The organism is Massilia varians (assembly GCF_027923905.1).
Taxonomy (GTDB): Bacteria; Pseudomonadota; Gammaproteobacteria; order Burkholderiales; family Burkholderiaceae_D; genus Telluria; species Telluria varians_B.
The window spans coordinates 1,128,571-1,143,642 of sequence record NZ_AP026966.1 but is presented as its reverse complement, the minus strand read 5'-3'; the positions used below and the strand labels follow the sequence as shown (position 1 = coordinate 1,143,642).

General features: G+C 68.0%; 15 protein-coding genes. 9 read left to right on the top strand and 6 right to left on the bottom strand.

The annotated features are described in order from the left end of the window. Positions 1 to 2 precede the first annotated feature (2 nt). The 6 genes from MasN3_RS05280 to MasN3_RS05255 are packed head-to-tail and all read left to right on the top strand — an operon-like array spanning position 3 to position 4,401. Complete coding sequence (locus MasN3_RS05280) at positions 3 to 680, top strand: SPOR domain-containing protein (protein WP_281912828.1); 678 nt, start codon at positions 3 to 5, stop codon at positions 678 to 680. A gap of 27 nt (positions 681 to 707) precedes the next feature. Continuing rightward, positions 708 to 1,373, top strand: a complete 666-nt coding sequence (locus MasN3_RS05275; protein WP_281912827.1) for a thiol:disulfide interchange protein DsbA/DsbL — start codon at positions 708 to 710, stop codon at positions 1,371 to 1,373. Beyond that, positions 1,370 to 2,167 carry an SDR family oxidoreductase gene (locus MasN3_RS05270; RefSeq protein ID WP_281912826.1) on the top strand — a complete coding sequence of 266 codons (798 nt, stop codon included), beginning with the start codon at positions 1,370 to 1,372 and terminating at the stop codon, positions 2,165 to 2,167. The genes MasN3_RS05275 and MasN3_RS05270 overlap by 4 nt, the downstream gene beginning before the upstream one ends. After that, complete coding sequence (locus MasN3_RS05265; protein WP_281912825.1) at positions 2,164 to 2,937, top strand: biotin--[acetyl-CoA-carboxylase] ligase; 774 nt, start codon at positions 2,164 to 2,166, stop codon at positions 2,935 to 2,937. Before MasN3_RS05270 ends, MasN3_RS05265 begins: the two co-directional genes overlap by 4 nt. Before the next feature lie 8 nt (positions 2,938 to 2,945). After that, positions 2,946 to 3,671: a type III pantothenate kinase gene (locus MasN3_RS05260; protein ID WP_281912824.1), complete on the top strand. Its 726-nt coding sequence runs from the start codon at positions 2,946 to 2,948 to the stop codon at positions 3,669 to 3,671. Positions 3,672 to 3,687: 16 nt separating this feature from the next. Next, positions 3,688 to 4,401, top strand: a complete 714-nt coding sequence (locus MasN3_RS05255; RefSeq protein ID WP_281912823.1) for an SPOR domain-containing protein — start codon at positions 3,688 to 3,690, stop codon at positions 4,399 to 4,401. Between the two features lie 24 nt (positions 4,402 to 4,425). Here MasN3_RS05255 and MasN3_RS05250 read toward each other — a convergent pair whose 3' ends face one another. From MasN3_RS05250 to MasN3_RS05225, 6 genes are all read right to left on the bottom strand, one after another. Continuing rightward, positions 4,426 to 5,424: a septal ring lytic transglycosylase RlpA family protein gene (locus MasN3_RS05250; protein WP_281912822.1), complete on the bottom strand. Its 999-nt coding sequence runs from the start codon at positions 5,422 to 5,424 to the stop codon at positions 4,426 to 4,428. Between the two features lie 17 nt (positions 5,425 to 5,441). Next, a complete protein-coding gene (gene rodA / locus MasN3_RS05245) occupies positions 5,442 to 6,557 on the bottom strand; it encodes a rod shape-determining protein RodA (RefSeq protein ID WP_281912820.1) in 1,116 nt (371 codons plus the stop codon). Between the two features lie 3 nt (positions 6,558 to 6,560). Beyond that, positions 6,561 to 8,561 (bottom strand): penicillin-binding protein 2, encoded by a 2,001-nt coding sequence (gene mrdA / locus MasN3_RS05240; RefSeq protein WP_281912819.1) that lies wholly within the window; start codon positions 8,559 to 8,561, stop codon positions 6,561 to 6,563. Positions 8,562 to 8,586: 25 nt separating this feature from the next. Continuing rightward, positions 8,587 to 9,105 (bottom strand): rod shape-determining protein MreD, encoded by a 519-nt coding sequence (mreD, locus tag MasN3_RS05235; protein ID WP_281912818.1) that lies wholly within the window; start codon positions 9,103 to 9,105, stop codon positions 8,587 to 8,589. Continuing rightward, entirely contained in the window at positions 9,105 to 10,208 is a 1,104-nt protein-coding gene (mreC, locus tag MasN3_RS05230) for a rod shape-determining protein MreC (protein ID WP_281912817.1), read from the bottom strand. Before mreC ends, mreD begins: the two co-directional genes overlap by 1 nt. Positions 10,209 to 10,329: 121 nt before the next feature. After that, on the bottom strand, positions 10,330 to 11,373 hold the full coding sequence (locus MasN3_RS05225; RefSeq protein WP_027865858.1) for a rod shape-determining protein: 1,044 nt from the start codon (positions 11,371 to 11,373) through the stop codon (positions 10,330 to 10,332). Between the two features lie 313 nt (positions 11,374 to 11,686). On the opposite strand from MasN3_RS05225, the gene gatC reads away from it, so the two are divergent. The 3 genes from gatC (at position 11,687) to gatB (ending at position 15,030) form a co-directional block, all read left to right on the top strand. Continuing rightward, positions 11,687 to 11,986 carry an Asp-tRNA(Asn)/Glu-tRNA(Gln) amidotransferase subunit GatC gene (gene gatC, locus MasN3_RS05220; protein WP_281912816.1) on the top strand — a complete coding sequence of 100 codons (300 nt, stop codon included), beginning with the start codon at positions 11,687 to 11,689 and terminating at the stop codon, positions 11,984 to 11,986. A 31-nt stretch (positions 11,987 to 12,017) separates the two neighbouring features. Continuing rightward, on the top strand, positions 12,018 to 13,493 hold the full coding sequence (gene gatA / locus MasN3_RS05215) for an Asp-tRNA(Asn)/Glu-tRNA(Gln) amidotransferase subunit GatA (protein WP_281912815.1): 1,476 nt from the start codon (positions 12,018 to 12,020) through the stop codon (positions 13,491 to 13,493). A gap of 76 nt (positions 13,494 to 13,569) precedes the next feature. Then, a complete protein-coding gene (gatB, locus tag MasN3_RS05210; RefSeq protein ID WP_281912814.1) occupies positions 13,570 to 15,030 on the top strand; it encodes an Asp-tRNA(Asn)/Glu-tRNA(Gln) amidotransferase subunit GatB in 1,461 nt (486 codons plus the stop codon). Positions 15,031 to 15,072: the final 42 nt, after the last annotated feature.

Here is a 15,072-nt window from a genome sequence, read left to right as displayed (position 1 = left end):
ACATGACCGCCATCCGACCCTTCTCCCCGCTGCGCCAGCGCGGCAGCACCCTGACCGGCATCATCATCGGCCTGATCGTCGGCCTGGGGATCGCGGTGGCGGTCGCGCTCGTGATCACCAAGGGCCAGTCGCCCTTCACCGACCGCTCCAACAAGATGGGCCGCCCGGCCGACCTCGAACCGAGCCAGGCGAGCGATCCGAACAAGCCGCTGTACGGCAACCGCGACGCCGCGCGTGAAGCCAACCGCCAGATCGCCGAACGCGCCAACCGTCCGGAACCTGCGCCGGCGCCCGCACCTGCGCCGGCACCGGCCGCGGCCGACGCCGACCCGCTGGGCCAGGCCATCGCCGGCATGCAGGGCGGCGCGGCGCCGGCCGCGCCTGCCGCCGCCCCGGCCGCCCCGGCCCCGGCAGCCGCGGCGGCGCCCGCCGCAGGCGGCGACGGCTACATCTACTACCTCCAGGCCGGCGCCTTCCGCGACATGTCCGATGCCGAGAACACCCGCGCCAAGCTGGCGCTGCTCGGCTTCGAAGCCGCGATCACCGACCGCAGCACCGACAGCGGCGTGCTGCACCGCGTGCGCGTCGGCCCTTATGCCGGCCAGGAAGCCGCGAACAAGGCGCGCGCCAAGCTGCTCGACAGCGGCATCGACGTCGCCATCGTCCGCAACCAGCGCTAACCCGTCCGCACTTACCGAAGGAACCGCATGAATCCGCTTCGCCGCCTGATCTGCTGTGCCGCCCTGCTCGCCGCTCCCGGCTTTGCCGCCGCCTCCGCTGCATCGCCGAAGGAAGGCGCCGAGTACCAGCTCCTGCCGGAAGCCCAGCCGACCGACAGCGGGCGCAGGATCGAGGTGATCGAGTTCTTCGCCTATTACTGCCCGCACTGCTACGCGTTCGAGCCCTACCTGGCCGACTGGGTCAAGAAGCAGGGCGACAACATCGTGTTCCGGCGCGTGCACGTGCCGCGCGGCGCGCAGGTGGCGGCGCAGCAGCGCCTGTTCTTCACGCTCGAATCGCTCGGCCTGCTCGAGCAGTTCCACGGCAAGGTCTTCAACGCCTACCACGTCGAGCGCGTCGGCTTCACCCAGGACGAGCAGGTGTTCGACTGGGCCAGCCGCGCCGGCATCGACCGCGCCAAGTTCATCGATACCTACCGCTCCTTCGGCGTGCAGGCCAAGCTGCGCCGCGCGCAGGCGATGATGGAAGCCTACCGGATCACCCACTGGCCGATGATCGCGGTCGACGGACGCTTCCTGACCTCGCCCGGCATGGTCGGCGAATCCGCCAGCCTCGGCGGCAACGACGCGCTGCAGGGCACCCTGCAGGTGATGGACACGCTGGTCGCGCGCGCCCGAGCGGACAAGAAATGAGCCTGCCGCCGGGCCGGGTGTTCATCACCGGCGCCTCGAGCGGCATCGGCGCGGCGCTGGCGCGTGAATACGCGGCGCGCGGCGCTTCCCTCGGCCTGCTGGCGCGGCGCCGCCCGCTGCTGGAAGAACTCGCCGCCAGCCTTCCCCATCCCGAACGCCACCGCATCTACGCGGCCGACGTCACCGACCGCGCCGCGCTGGCCGCCGCCGCCGCCGACTTCATCGCCGCCATGGGCGGCGCCGACATCGTGATCGCCAGCGCCGGCATCTCGCACGGCACGCTGACCGAGCGCCCGGCCGACCTGGCGGTGTTCGACGCCGTGTTTGCGACCAACGTGAACGCCACCGTCGCCACCTTCGCGCCCTTCATCTCCCCCATGAAGACCCAGCCCGGGCCATGCCGGCTGGTCGGGATCGGCAGCGTGGCGGGCATCCGCGGCATGCGCGGCGCCGGCGCCTACTGCGCCTCCAAGGCGGCGGTGCACAGCTACTGCGAATCGCTGCGCCTGGAACTGCGCGCAACCCGCATCAAGGTGGTGACCATCGCCCCCGGATATATCGATACACCCATGACCCGCAACAACCGATTTCCCATGCCTTTCCTGATGCCCGCCGAACGCTTCGCCGCCCAGGCAGCCGACGTCATCGCACGCGGCTCCAGCTACCGCGTGCTGCCCTGGCAGATGGGCCTCGCGGCCAAGCTGCTGCGCCTGCTGCCGAATGCCCTGTTCGATCTTGCGTTCTCGCGCGCCCCGACCAAACAGAGGATCGATGGACAGCGGGGGGAAGCATGAACGCCGCCAACATCTTCGCCTTGTCCCGCGCCGGCGTCGCAGTGGAAGTCGTGCCGGAGACCGGCTCGACCAACGCCGACCTGCTGGCGCGCGCCGCCCGGCTCACCGAGCCGATGCTGCTGGTCGCCGAGCACCAGAGCGCCGGCCGCGGACGCGCCGGCCGCAGCTGGCTCTCGTCAAGCGAGAATTCGCTGACCTTTTCGCTGGCCTGGAAGTTCGAGGGCGGCCTGCAGACGCTCTCCGGCCTGCCGCTGGCGGTCGGGGTGGCGCTGGGCGACGCGCTGGGCCGGCTCGGCGTGCAGATCCAGCTCAAGTGGCCGAACGACGTGCTCAAGGACGGCGACAAGCTGGCCGGCATCCTGATCGAGACCCAGTCGGCGTCACGTGACAGCGGCGGCGGCACCTGGGCGGTGATCGGCATCGGCCTGAACCTCGTCATGCCCGACGAAGTCGAAGCCCTGCTCGGCCGCAGCGCCGCCGGAGCGCCCTGGCTGGCGCGCATGGACCGCGACGTCTTGATGGCCGCCCTGCTCGACGCGCTGGCCGAGGCGCTGCGCCTGTTCGCCAGCCGGGGCTTCGCCGCCTTCAGCGCGCGCTGGAACCTGCGCCATGCCTGGCAGGGCCGCCCCGTCGTCATCCTCGACAACGGCAAGGTGCTGCAAGAAGGCCTGGCAGCCGGCGTCGACGATGCCGGCCGCCTGCTGCTGGACACCGCCCAGGGACGCACCAGCGTGCTGGCAGGCGACGTGTCGCTGCGGCTCAGCGAGTGAGACAGGACATGAACCTGCTGCTGATCGACGCCGGCAATACCCGCATCAAGTGGGCGGTCGCGGCGCCCGGCGCGGCGCTGGGCGCCTGGACGCTGTTCGACGCGGTCTCGCACGCCGGGCTGGACGTCGCCGCCGACGCGTGGCGCCGGGCCGGCGTGGCGCGCGCCATCGTCTCGAACGTGGCCGGCGCCGCCGTGCGCGAACGCATCGCGCAGGCGCTGCCAAGGGGAATCGCGGTCGAGTGGTTCGCCTCCAGCGCCGAGCGCGCCGGCCTGCGCAACGGCTACCGCAATCCGGTCCAGCTGGGCTGCGACCGCTTCGCCGCCGCCATCGGCGCGCGCGCGCTGGCGCCCGGGCAGGACCTGATCGCGGCCACCTGCGGCACCGCCACCACGATCGACGCCGTGACCAGGGACGGCCGCTTCGTCGGCGGCATGATCCTGCCGGGCCTGGCCCTGATGGCCGGCTCGCTGGCGCGCAATACGGCCCAGTTGCCCCAGGTGACGCCGGGCTCGGCGCCGCCGCCGCTCTTCGGCGATAACACCGACGACGCCATCGTCTCCGGCGTCCTGTCGGCCCAGGCCGGCGCCATCGAGCGCGCCTGCGCGGCGCATGCCGCCACCGCATGCATCGTGTCCGGCGGCGCGGCGCCGTATATCGCGCCGGTCCTCAAGTTCCCCTGCCGGCTGGTCGATAACATCGTGCTGGTCGGCCTGCATGCGGCAGCCGCCTGAGGATGGAGGAGCGCACTTGTTGAAATTCGTATTCTGGGCCCTGCTGGCACTGAACGCCCTGCTGCTGGCCTATGGCCAGGGCTACCTCGGCAAGTTTGACGACGGCGAGCGCGAGCCGCAGCGCCTGAAGAACCAGCTGGCCAGCGAGCGCATGGTGATGCTCAGCGCACTTGAAGCACGCGCGGCCGCCGAGACCGCGGCGGCGCCGGAAACGCCGGAAGCGCCGCCCGCCGAACCCGTCCCGGCGGCCGCGCCGCAGGTAGAGACGGTCGCCTGCACCCAGGTTGGCGCCTTCGCGGCCGCCGACGCGCGCCGCTTCGAAACCCGCATCGCCCGTCTCGACCTGGGCGCACGGGCCGCACGCACGGGCGTGCCTTTCCAGGAAATCACCAGCCACCTGGTCTACCTGCCGCCGAACGGCGGCAAGGAAGGCGCCGAGCGCCGCGTGGCCGAGCTGAAGGAAAAAGGCGTGCAAAACTTCTTCGTGATGCAGGGCGACTCGCCGCTCAGGTGGGCAGTCTCGCTGGGCGTGTTCAAGACCGAGTCCGCGGCGCAGGGCCTGGTGGCGGCGCTCGGCAAACAGGGCGTGCGCGGGGTGCGGGTGCTGCCGCGCGGGCCGCAGGGCACCCGCGCGGCCTGGCAGTTCCGCGACCTGACGCCGGACGAGCGCGCCCGCGTGGCGGACATTGCCGACGATTTCGCCGGGGTGCAGCTGCGTCCCTGCCGCTGATCGGATAGCCGCAGGCGGCGCCGCTCAGCGCTTGACGACGATCGGCTTGAGCCCGAACGAGGACGGCACCGCGCGCGCCGCCGCCGCCGCATCCTCGCGGTTGCCGAACGGCCCGCCATACAGGCGGTTCACCGAGCCCGCCTTCACCACTTCGAGCCGGCCGACTTCGACGCCGGCGTCGATCAGCTTTTCGCTCATGGCTTCGGCGGTGCCGGCGCGGCTGTAGGCGCCGAGCTGGACGTAGAAGCTGCCGCGCGGGACCAGCTTCGGGACGACCTCGGCCATCGCGGCGCTATCGGTGCGCACCCGGTCTTCGAGCATCAGCGCCGCGATTTCCGGCGGCGCCGATTGCGCTTCGGAGGTGGCCACGCGGCGCTCCGAGGGCACGCGGATCGGATCGTCCGGGAACAGGCGCTCGAGGTGGACTTCGTGGCTGCCCTTGCCCAGCAGGCCGAGCTTGAGCGCCGCCGTGTAGGAGACGTCGACGATGCGGCTGGCATGGAAGGGGCCGCGGTCGTTGATGCGCACCACCACCGACTTGCCGGTTTCGACGCTGGTGATGCGCGCATAGGAAGGAATCGGCAGCGTCGGGTGCGCCGCCGTCATCTTGTACATGTCGTAGAGTTCGCCGGAGGAGGTCTTCTGGCCGTGGAATTTCACGCCGTACCAGCTGGCGACGCCGCGCTGCATGAAGGGATCCTGGTGCAGGATCGGGGTATAGGTCTGGCCGAACACCGCGTAAGGACGGTTGGCCCAGCGCGAATAGGGTTCGGCCTTGACCACCGCATCGGGCAGGTCCATCAGGCCCGGCGGCGGATTCAGCCCGGGGCCGTCGTCCTTGTAGTAGCCGCCGCGCCCGGAATTGGCGGGCGGCAGCTTGGGCAATTCGCTGACCTTCGCCTTGGGATGCTTCCACGGCAAAGGAATCAGGCTTTTGCGCTCGCCGGTGTCGGTGGTGCTGCAGCCGGTGACAAAGATGGCCAATGCGATGACCGTGGCAAGTTGTTTTCTTGGAACGGCCATGCGCGGTCCTTGTTAAATTACGTCTGCACTAGTTTACGATGTCTTTGAATACTCATCAATATACCAGCGCCGAGGCCGAGCGTAATGAAGGCTGTTCCGCCGTAGCTCATGAAAGGTAAGGGAACTCCGACGACCGGCAGGATACCAATCACCATGCCCATGTTGACGAAAGCATAAGTGAAGAACATCATCGTGATCGCCCCGGCCAGCAGGCGCGAGAAGGTGTTCGGCGCGTTGGCGGCGATCATCAGTCCGCGCCCGATCAGGAGCAGGTAGACGAACAGCAGGAACAGGTTGCCGACCATGCCGAATTCTTCCGAGTACACGGCGAACACGAAGTCGGTGGTCTGCTCGGGCACGAATTCCAGGGCGCCCTGGGTGCCCTGCCCGTAGCCCTTGCCGAACATGCCGCCCGAACCGATCGCGATCTCGGACTGGATGATGTGGAAGCCCTTGCCCAGCGGGTCGGAGGTCGGATCGATCAGGGTCATCACCCGCTCGCGCTGGTAGTCGTGCAGCATCGACCAGGCGATCGGCATCGCCGCCGCAGCCGACACGCCCAGCGCGATGATGGCCTTCCACGGCAGGCCGGCCAGGAAGATCACGTAGAAGCCCGAAGCGAACACCATCAGGCCGGTGCCCAGGTCGGGCTGCTTGGCGATCAGCGAGAACGGGATCAGGAGGATCACCGCCGCGATGAGGTAGTTCTTCCAGGTGCCGGCGTTGGCGCGCTGCTGGAAGTACCAGGCCAGCATCAGCGGCGTCGCGATCTTCAGGATCTCGGAGGGCTGGATGTCGATGCCCACGTGCAGCCAGCGTCGCGCGCCCTTCTTGATGATGCCGAACATCGCCACCGCGATCAGGAGCGCGACCCCGAAGGTATAGATCGGCACGGCCAGCCGCATCAGGGTTTGCGGCGGCACGTTGGCCGCGATCCACATGACGGCGAAGGACAGCAGGAAGTTGCGGATCTGGTGCTCGACGCGGTCCGGGAACTCGGCGCCGGCCGAGGCCATGGTGATCAGGCTGGTCATCATCAGCACGAACAGCACCAGGCCGAGCGGCCAGTCGAAGACCGCGAAATAGGGACGCAGGCGGCGCCGCAGCGAGCGGCGTTCTGGAATGTGCGCCATGGCTTATTCCTTTCGTGTGGCGGGGACGCCGGGCGTGCCCGCGGCGGTGGCCTGGATGACCGGGCCCGGCGCGGCGGCCGGCGCAGGCGCCGGGGCTTTCGGCGCCGGCGCGGCCTTCGGGGCCGGCGCATTCTTCGGGGCCGGCGGCGCCGGGCGCTTGCCCAGCAGGTAGTAGTCGAGCGCCTTGCGCGCGATCGGGGCCGCAGCCGCGGCGCCGAAGCCGGCGTTCTCGACGATCAGCGCCAGCGCGATGGTCGGCTTGTCGGCCGGAGCAAAGGCGACGTAAAGCGCGTTGTCGCGGTGGCGCTCGTCGATCGCGTTGGCGTTGTACTTGCCGCCCTTCAGGCCGATCACCTGCGCGGTGCCGGTCTTGCCGGCCGAGATGTAGCCGGCGTTGGCGAACACGCGGCGTCCGGTGCCGCCCGGATCCTGGGTCACGCCCACCATGGTGTGCTTGATGAAGTCGATGTTTTCCTGCTTGAGCGGGATGCGCCGGGTTTCCTTCGGCACGGTCTGGGTGCGCTGCTTGGTGGCGCCGTCCTCGATCAGCTTGACCAGGTGCGGCTTCATCACGATGCCGTTGTTGGCCAGGGTCGAGACCGCGTGCGCCAGCTGGATCATGGTGTAGTTGTTGTAGCCCTGCCCGATCGAGATCGAGATGGTGTCGCCGCCCTGCCACCTGCCGGCGGCGCGGCCCTTGAAGCGGTTTGCCTTCCACTCCTTGGACGGCCGCACGCCCGTCCGCTCGTGCTCGAGGTCGATGCCGGTCAGTTCGCCGAAGCCGAACTGCTTCATGAAGTTCGAGATGTTATCGATGCCCATCTCGTTGCCGAGCTGGTAATAATAGGTGTCGCAGGATTCCACCACCGACTTGTACATGTCGACCACGCCATGGCCGCCCGGCTTGTCGTCGCGGAAGCGGTGCCCGCCCAGCACGTAGAAGCCGGCGTCGCGGATCGCGTCGGACGGCTTGCGGTAGCCCATCTCGAGCGCGGCCAGCGACATGAAGGGCTTGAAGGTCGACCCCGGCGGATAGGCGCCGGACAGCGGACGGTTCATCAGCGGGCGGTCGAGCGAGGTGTTCAGCTCGTTCCAGCTCTGGGTGTCGATGCCGTCCACGAACAGGTTCGGATCGAAGCCGGGGCGCGACACGTAGGCCAGCACGTCGCCGGTGGCGGGTTCGATCGCCACCAGCGCGCCGCGCTGGTCGCCGAAGGCTTCCTCGATCACCTTTTGCAGCTCGATGTCGATCGACAGGATCAGGTTGCTGCCCGGCGTCGGCGGCGTGCGCGACAGCGTGCGGACGGCGCGCCCGCCGGCGGTGCGCTCGACCTGCTCGTAGCCGGTGATGCCGTGCAGGTAGCTCTCGTACTTCTTCTCCACCCCTTCCTTGCCGATGTGCTCGGTGCCGTTGTAGTTGGCGTCCAGGCCGTCTTCCTCGAGCTGGGCCTGCTCCTTCTGGTTGATGCGGCCGATGTAGCCGATCACGTGCGAGGCGGTCTCGCCCAGCGGATACTGGCGGAACAGGCGCGCCTGCACCTCCACGCCCGGGAAGCGGAAGCGCTGCGCGGTGAAGCGCGCCACTTCGTCGTCGGTCAGGCGGGTGCGCAGCGGCACGCTGGCGAAGCTGCGCGACTCTTCCATCAGGCGCTTGAAGCGGCGCCGGTCGCGCGCGTCGATCTCGACCAGCTTGGCCAGCTCGTCGATGGTCGATTCCAGGCTGGCCTGCAGCTTGGACGGCGTGATCTCGAGCGTATAGGCCGAGTAGTTGCGCGCCAGGACCACGCCGTTTCGGTCGACGATCAGGCCGCGGTTGGGCACGATGGGCACCAGCGCGATGCGGTTGCCCTCGGCCTGCGCCGCGAACTGGTCGTGGCGCAGCACCTGCAGCCAGACGAAACGCGCCACCAGCAGGCCGAAGCAGATGAAGACGAGCACCGCCAGCGCCGTGAGGCGCATGCGGAACAGGTGGATCTCGCGGTCGTTGTCCTTGAATTCGGTCACAGCGCAGAAAACTCGGTTCGGTCGGTCAGATCGGGCGGGTATGGTCGCGGTCGACCGCGCGGCGCTGCGGCGCCAGCAGCAGCCAGGTGATCACCGGCCACAAGGCGACGGCGACGACGCTCTCGGCGAAGTACAGCACGCCGGGAAAACGGCCCGAAGCGGTGAAGTGCACGAAGAACTGCACCGCCTGCGCCAGCAGCAGCAGCGGCAGCACGTGCATGGCCTGGGTCGTCAGGCGGAACCACAGCACGCGGCGGTGGATCATGATGGCCAGGTAGGACAGCAAGGTATAGGCCAGCGCATTCTCGCCCAGCAGGCTGGCGTCGTGCACGTCCATCAGGAGGCCCATGGCGAAGGCAACCCCGATGCCCACCTTGCGCGGCTGGTGGATGCCCCAGAACACGAGCACCAGCGCGACGAAGTCGGGCGCGCCGACCCAGCGGCCGGTCGGCAGCAGGTTGAGCATGAAGGCGCACACCAGGCTGAAGGTGATGAACAGCGGGCTGACGGGCAGCAGGATGTAATGAGGACGGTTACCGGGCATTATTGGCCCTCCCTGGTGGCCGGACTGGGTTGCTTGATCGCGGCGGGCGCGGCAGCGGACTGGACCACCGGCGTGCGCGCCGGCGCGGACGCCGCGGCCGGCCCGCCCGCGCCGGGCGCGGACTGCGCGGGGACGGGCTGCGCGGGCACGCCTTGCGGCGGCAGCGGCGCGGGCGCCAGCGGCGGCGCCGGGATCGGCGCCATGGGCGGCAGCTTGCGGCGCGCGGTGGTGGCGGCCGGCTTCGGCTCGGCGGCGGGCCTGGGCGGCAGGTTCGACTGCGACATGACGACCAGGAGCTGGCGGTTGCGGTCGATGCCGCCCAGCGGCTGGCCGACCACGCGCCCGAAGGTGCCGCCGGCCACGCTTTCGACCTGCACCACCTTGGCCACCGCCAGGCCGGCCGGATACATGCCGTCCAGGCCCGAGGTCACCAGGACGTCGCCGACCTGGATGTCGGCATTGGCCACCACGAAGCGCAGGTCGAGCAGCCCGGACTGGCCGCGGCCGTAGGCCACGCTGCGCAGGCCGCTGCGCAGCACCTGCACGGGAATCGCCTGGTCGCGGTCGGTCAGGAGCGTGACCTCGGAGGTGAACGGGAACACCCGCGTGACCTGGCCGACCACGCCCGCATGGTCGATCACCGGCAGGCCGGGCACGACGTCATGGCGCGAGCCGCGGTCGATCACGATGCGGCGCGTCGACGGGTCGCGCGCGTCGTACAGGATCTCGGTCATCTGCGCCTGGAGCGGCAGGTGCTGCTTGGCATCCAGCAGGCGGCGCAACTGCGCGTTCTCGGCCATCTGGAGCTGGGCCTGCTGCAGCAGGCGCGACTGCGCCAGCTGCTGGGTCTTGAGCTCGTCCACTTCCTTCTGGAGCGAGGAAATCGCGGAGAAATAGCCAGCCATGTTGCCGAGCGCCTCGCGCGGCATCAGGGCCGCCATCTGCATGGGATAGAGGACGGTGGCGGCCACCTGCCGCACCGAGGCCAGGGTCTGGTAGCGCGCATCGACGACCAGCAGCACGACCGAGATCAGGGCGAAGACGATCGCCTTGACCCGCGCCGGGGCACCCTGTTTGAAAAGCGGCGGAGGACTGTATTCCATGTCCTGGTTGGCGTCCTGTCTGGAGCGGGCGGCGGGCCAACGTCAAGGCGGGCAGAGGCGCACGATGCTGCCGTGCGCCCTGCCCGCCGAAACGCTCGTGGCGCCGCCCGTGTCCGTATTCTTATTCGTAGGAGAAGATCGAGCCCAGCTTGTCCATGCGCTCGAGCGCCATGCCCGAACCGCGCACCACGCAGGTCAGCGGGTCTTCCGCCACCAGCACCGGCAGGCCGGTCTCTTCCATCAGCAGACGGTCGAGGTCGCGCAGCAGCGCGCCGCCGCCGGTGAGCATCATGCCCTTCTCGGCGATGTCGGCGCCCAGTTCCGGCGGAGCCTGTTCCAGGCCATTCTTGACGGCCGAAACGATGTTGTTGAGCGGATCGGTCAGGGCTTCAAGGATCTCGTTGGACGAGATCGTGAAGGAACGCGGGATGCCTTCGGACAAGTTGCGGCCCTTGACTTCCATTTCCTTGACTTCCGAGCCCGGGAAAGCGGACCCTATTGCCTTCTTGATCGCTTCCGCGGTCTGTTCGCCGATCAGCATGCCGTAGTTGCGGCGGATGTAGTTGACGATGGCTTCGTCGAACTTGTCGCCGCCCACGCGCACCGAACCCTTGTAGACCATGCCGCCCAGCGAAATGATGCCGACTTCGGTGGTGCCGCCGCCGATGTCGACCACCATCGAGCCGGTGGCGTCCGAGACCGGCAGGCCGGCGCCGATCGCGGCCGCCATCGGCTCTTCGATCAGGTAGACCTGCGAGGCGCCGGCGCCGAGGGCCGATTCGCGGATCGCGCGGCGCTCGACCTGGGTCGAACCGCAAGGCACGCAGATGATGATGCGCGGCGACGGGCGGAAGAATTTCGAATCGTGCACCATGCGGATGAACTGCTTGAGCATCTGCTCGGTGACGGTGAAGTCGGCGATCACGCCGTCCTTCATCGGGCGGATGGCCTCTATGTTGCCCGGCACCTTGCCCAGCATCTGCTTGGCTTCCTTGCCGACCGCCTGGATCGTCTTCTTGCCGTTCGGGCCGCCCTCCTGGCGGATCGCCACGACCGAGGGCTCGTCCAGGACGATGCCCAGGCCGCGCACGTAGATCAGGGTGTTGGCGGTACCGAGGTCGATCGCCAGGTCATTCGAGAAGTAGCTGCGTAAAGAACCAAACATGTGTGTCCTGATTGCGCGCGGGGCGCGCGTCGAAAATTGATCGGGATTGTCCTCGCCGCACGGGCATTGTGCCCCGCGGTCTTTCCTGCGGCGGGCGAACTCGCAGCCCGACAGCGCATTAGCCCGCCATTCTACCTTATAATTTGTCGATTACATGCTGAAAACGGGTGGTTTTACCCCCCATTTCCAAAGGCGAGATCGGCGGTGTTACCAAGGTTTTATCGGACGTAGCGCACCGTTTGCTGACCGCTTGCCAACTTTCGTTATTAGCCCAACCATATTTTGCACGCGGCTGGAAGGCCGCGCCTTTGCCATGTCCCTGACACTTTCAGACGTAAAACGCATCGCCAACCTGGCCCAGCTCGAAATGATTGATGCCCACGCGGAAACCGCGCTGGCCGAGCTGAACGGCATCTTCGCCCTGGCCGAGCAGATGCAGGCGGTGGACACGACCGGTGTCGCCCCCTTGTCGCAGCCCTTGGCAAGCATCATGGCGCTGCCGCTGCGCCTGCGCGACGACGTGGTCACCGAAGAGAACCGCCGCGAGGACTACCAGGCGCCGGCGCCGAAGGCCCAGGACGGCCTGTACCTGGTGCCGAAGGTCATCGAGTAATCCACGCAACCCGCTTCTCAAGAGACACGCAATGCACAACAAGACCATCAAAGAGCTGTCCGCGCTCCTGCAATCGAAGCAGGTCTCGAGCGTCGAACTCGCCACGCACTACCTGGATCGCATCGAAGCGAGCAGCCACAACGCCTTCCTGCACCTGGACCGCGAACGCACCCTGGCGCAAGCCGCCAGCGCCGATGCCCGCATCGCCGACGGTTCGGCCGGCACCCTGACCGGCGTGCCGATCGCCCACAAGGACATCTTTGTCACCCGTGGCTGGCGCACAACGGCCGGCTCGAAGATGCTGGCCAATTATGAAAGCCCCTTCGACGCCACCGTGGTCGAGCGCTTCGGCCGCGCCGGCATGGTCACCCTGGGCAAGGTCAACCTCGACGAATTCGCGATGGGCTCGGCCAACGAGAACTCGGCCTTCGGCTCTGTGACGAATCCCTGGGATCCGCTGGCGGTGCCGGGCGGCTCCTCGGGCGGCTCGGCCGCCGCGATCGCCGCGCGCCTGGCGCCGGCCGCCACCGCCACCGACACCGGCGGCTCGATCCGCCAGCCGGCCGCCTTCTGCGGCGTCACCGGCATCAAGCCGACCTACGGCCGCGTGTCGCGCTTCGGCATGATCGCCTTCGCTTCCTCGCTGGACCAGGGCGGCCCGATCGCCCAGACCGCCGAGGATTGCGCCCTGCTGCTGAACGACATGATCGGTTTCGACGAGCGCGATTCGACCAGCCTGACGGTCGAGCAAGGCAACGTCGCCGAGGACTACACCCGCGACCTGAACAAGCCCCTGACCGGCCTGCGGATCGGCGTGCCGAAGGAATACTTCGGCGAAGGCCTGGCAAGCGACGTGGAAGCCGCGGTGCGCGGCGCGCTGGACGAATTCGTCAAGCTGGGCGCCTCGCTGGTCGAGATTTCGCTGCCCAAGACCGCCCTGTCGATCCCGACCTATTACATCATCGCCCCGGCCGAAGCCTCGTCGAACCTGTCGCGCTTCGACGGCGTGCGCTACGGCCACCGCGCCAGCGAGTACAAGGATCTGCAGGACATGTACCGCAAAACCCGCGCCGAAGGCTTCGGGCGCGAGGTCCAGCGCCGCATCATGGTTGGCACCTACGTACTGTGCCACGGCTACTACGACGCCTACTACGTGCAGGCGCAGAAGATCCGCCGCCTGATCGCGGACGACTTCCAGGCCGCATTCGCCGACAAGTGCGACGTGATCATGGGCCCGGTGGCGCCGACGGTGGCCTGGGATCTCGGTTCGAAGGCGAACGACCCGGTGGCGAACTACCTGGCCGACATCTACACCCTGTCGACCAGCCTGGCGGGCCTGCCCGGCATGTCGATCCCGGTCGGTTTCGGCCAGGGGGAAAAGAACGCCAAGCGTCCGGTCGGCCTGCAGATCATTGGCAACTACTTCAACGAAGCCAAGCTGCTGAACATCGCGCACCAGTACCAGCAAGTGACCGACTGGCACCAGCGTACCCCGGAAGGCGTTTGAATCGTAGGGTGGACGGCTTCGCCGTCCGCGCGTTCAACTACCGCCAGCGCAGCCACAGAATAAAGAGAGAACAGATATGCAATGGGAAGTCGTCATCGGTCTTGAGAACCACGTGCAGCTCACGACCAATTCGAAAATCTTCAGCGGCAGCTCGATCCGCTTCGGCGCCGAGCCGAACACCCAGGCCAGCCCGGTCGACCTGGCGCTGCCGGGCGTGCTGCCGGTCCTGAACCGCGGCGCCGTCGAGCGCGCGATCCGCTTCGGCCTGGCCGTGGGCGCGAAAATCGCCCCGCAGTCGGTGTTCGCCCGCAAGAACTACTTCTACCCTGACCTGCCGAAGGGCTACCAGATCAGCCAGTTCGAGGACCCGGTGGTCCAGGGCGGCACCATCAGCTTCGCCTACGAGAAGGACGGCAAGCTGGAGACCAAGACCGTCAACCTGACCCGCGCCCACCTGGAAGAGGATGCGGGCAAGTCGCTGCACGAGGACTATGCCGGCATGAGCGGCATCGACCTGAACCGCGCCGGCACCCCGCTGCTCGAGATCGTGTCCGAGCCGGAGATGCGCAGCGCCGCCGAAGCGGTGGCCTACGCCAAAGCCCTGCACTCGCTGGTCGTGTGGCTGGGCGTCTGCGACGGCAACATGCAGGAAGGCTCCTTCCGCTGCGACGTCAACGTCTCGGTGCGCCCGATGGGCCAGAAGGAATTCGGCACCCGCTGCGAGATCAAGAACCTGAACTCCTTCCGCTTCATGGAAGAGGCGATCCATTACGAAGTGCGGCGCCAGATCGAGCTGATCGAGGATGGCGGCAAGGTGATCCAGGCGACCCGCCTGTGGGACCCGGACAAGAAGGAAACCCGCTCCATGCGCACCAAGGAAGACGCGCAGGACTACCGCTACTTCCCGGACCCGGACCTGCCTCCCCTGGTGATCGGCCAGGACTGGATCGAGCGCGTGAAAGCCGACATGCCGGAACTGCCGGGCGCCCTGCGCGCCCGCTTCACCGGCGAATACGGCCTGCCGGAATACGACAGCCTGGTGCTGACCTCGTCCAAGGCGATGGCGACCTACTACGAGGCCGTGGTGCTTGCGGCCGGCAAGGAGAACGCGAAAGCCGCCGCCAACTGGATGATGGGCGACGTCGCGTCGACCCTGAACCGCGAAGGCGTGGAGCTGGACCAGTCGCCGGTGAGCGCCGCCCAACTGGCCCTCTTGCTTAAGCGCATCGCCGACGGCACCATCTCGAACAAGGCCGGCAAGGAAGTCTTTGCCGCCATGTGGGAAGCGCAATCGGAAGACGCCAATCTGGCCGACACCGTGATCGAGCAGAAGGGCCTGAAGCAGATCTCGGACACGGGCGCGCTGGAAGCAATCGTCGACGAGGTGCTGGCGGCCAATGCCAAGTCGGTGGAGCAATACCGCGCCGGCAAGGAAGCTGCGATCAATGCCCTGATCGGCCAGACCATGAAGGCCTCGAAGGGCAAGGCCAATCCGGCCCAGGTGACCGATCTGCTGAAGAAGAAGCTGGCCGGCTGAGTTTTCAAGCCTGCCAACCAGGAAACCGGAGCTGCGGCTCCG

Bases quoted from the DNA above. Each gene is read 5' to 3' on its own strand.
- MasN3_RS05265 (WP_281912825.1), top strand. From the start codon at position 2,164: ATGAACGCCGCCAACATCTTCGCCTTGTCCCGCGCCGGCGTCGCAGTG.
- MasN3_RS05280 (WP_281912828.1), top strand. From the start codon at position 3: ATGACCGCCATCCGACCCTTCTCCCCGCTGCGCCAGCGCGGCAGCACC.
- MasN3_RS05260 (WP_281912824.1), top strand. From the start codon at position 2,946: ATGAACCTGCTGCTGATCGACGCCGGCAATACCCGCATCAAGTGGGCG.
- MasN3_RS05270 (WP_281912826.1), top strand. From the start codon at position 1,370: ATGAGCCTGCCGCCGGGCCGGGTGTTCATCACCGGCGCCTCGAGCGGC.
- mreC (WP_281912817.1), bottom strand. From the start codon at position 10,208: ATGGAATACAGTCCTCCGCCGCTTTTCAAACAGGGTGCCCCGGCGCGG.
- MasN3_RS05250 (WP_281912822.1), bottom strand. From the start codon at position 5,424: ATGGCCGTTCCAAGAAAACAACTTGCCACGGTCATCGCATTGGCCATC.
- MasN3_RS05225 (WP_027865858.1), bottom strand. From the start codon at position 11,373: ATGTTTGGTTCTTTACGCAGCTACTTCTCGAATGACCTGGCGATCGAC.
- MasN3_RS05275 (WP_281912827.1), top strand. From the start codon at position 708: ATGAATCCGCTTCGCCGCCTGATCTGCTGTGCCGCCCTGCTCGCCGCT.
- gatA (WP_281912815.1), top strand. From the start codon at position 12,018: ATGCACAACAAGACCATCAAAGAGCTGTCCGCGCTCCTGCAATCGAAG.
- gatC (WP_281912816.1), top strand. From the start codon at position 11,687: ATGTCCCTGACACTTTCAGACGTAAAACGCATCGCCAACCTGGCCCAG.
- rodA (WP_281912820.1), bottom strand. From the start codon at position 6,557: ATGGCGCACATTCCAGAACGCCGCTCGCTGCGGCGCCGCCTGCGTCCC.
- gatB (WP_281912814.1), top strand. From the start codon at position 13,570: ATGCAATGGGAAGTCGTCATCGGTCTTGAGAACCACGTGCAGCTCACG.
- mreD (WP_281912818.1), bottom strand. From the start codon at position 9,105: ATGCCCGGTAACCGTCCTCATTACATCCTGCTGCCCGTCAGCCCGCTG.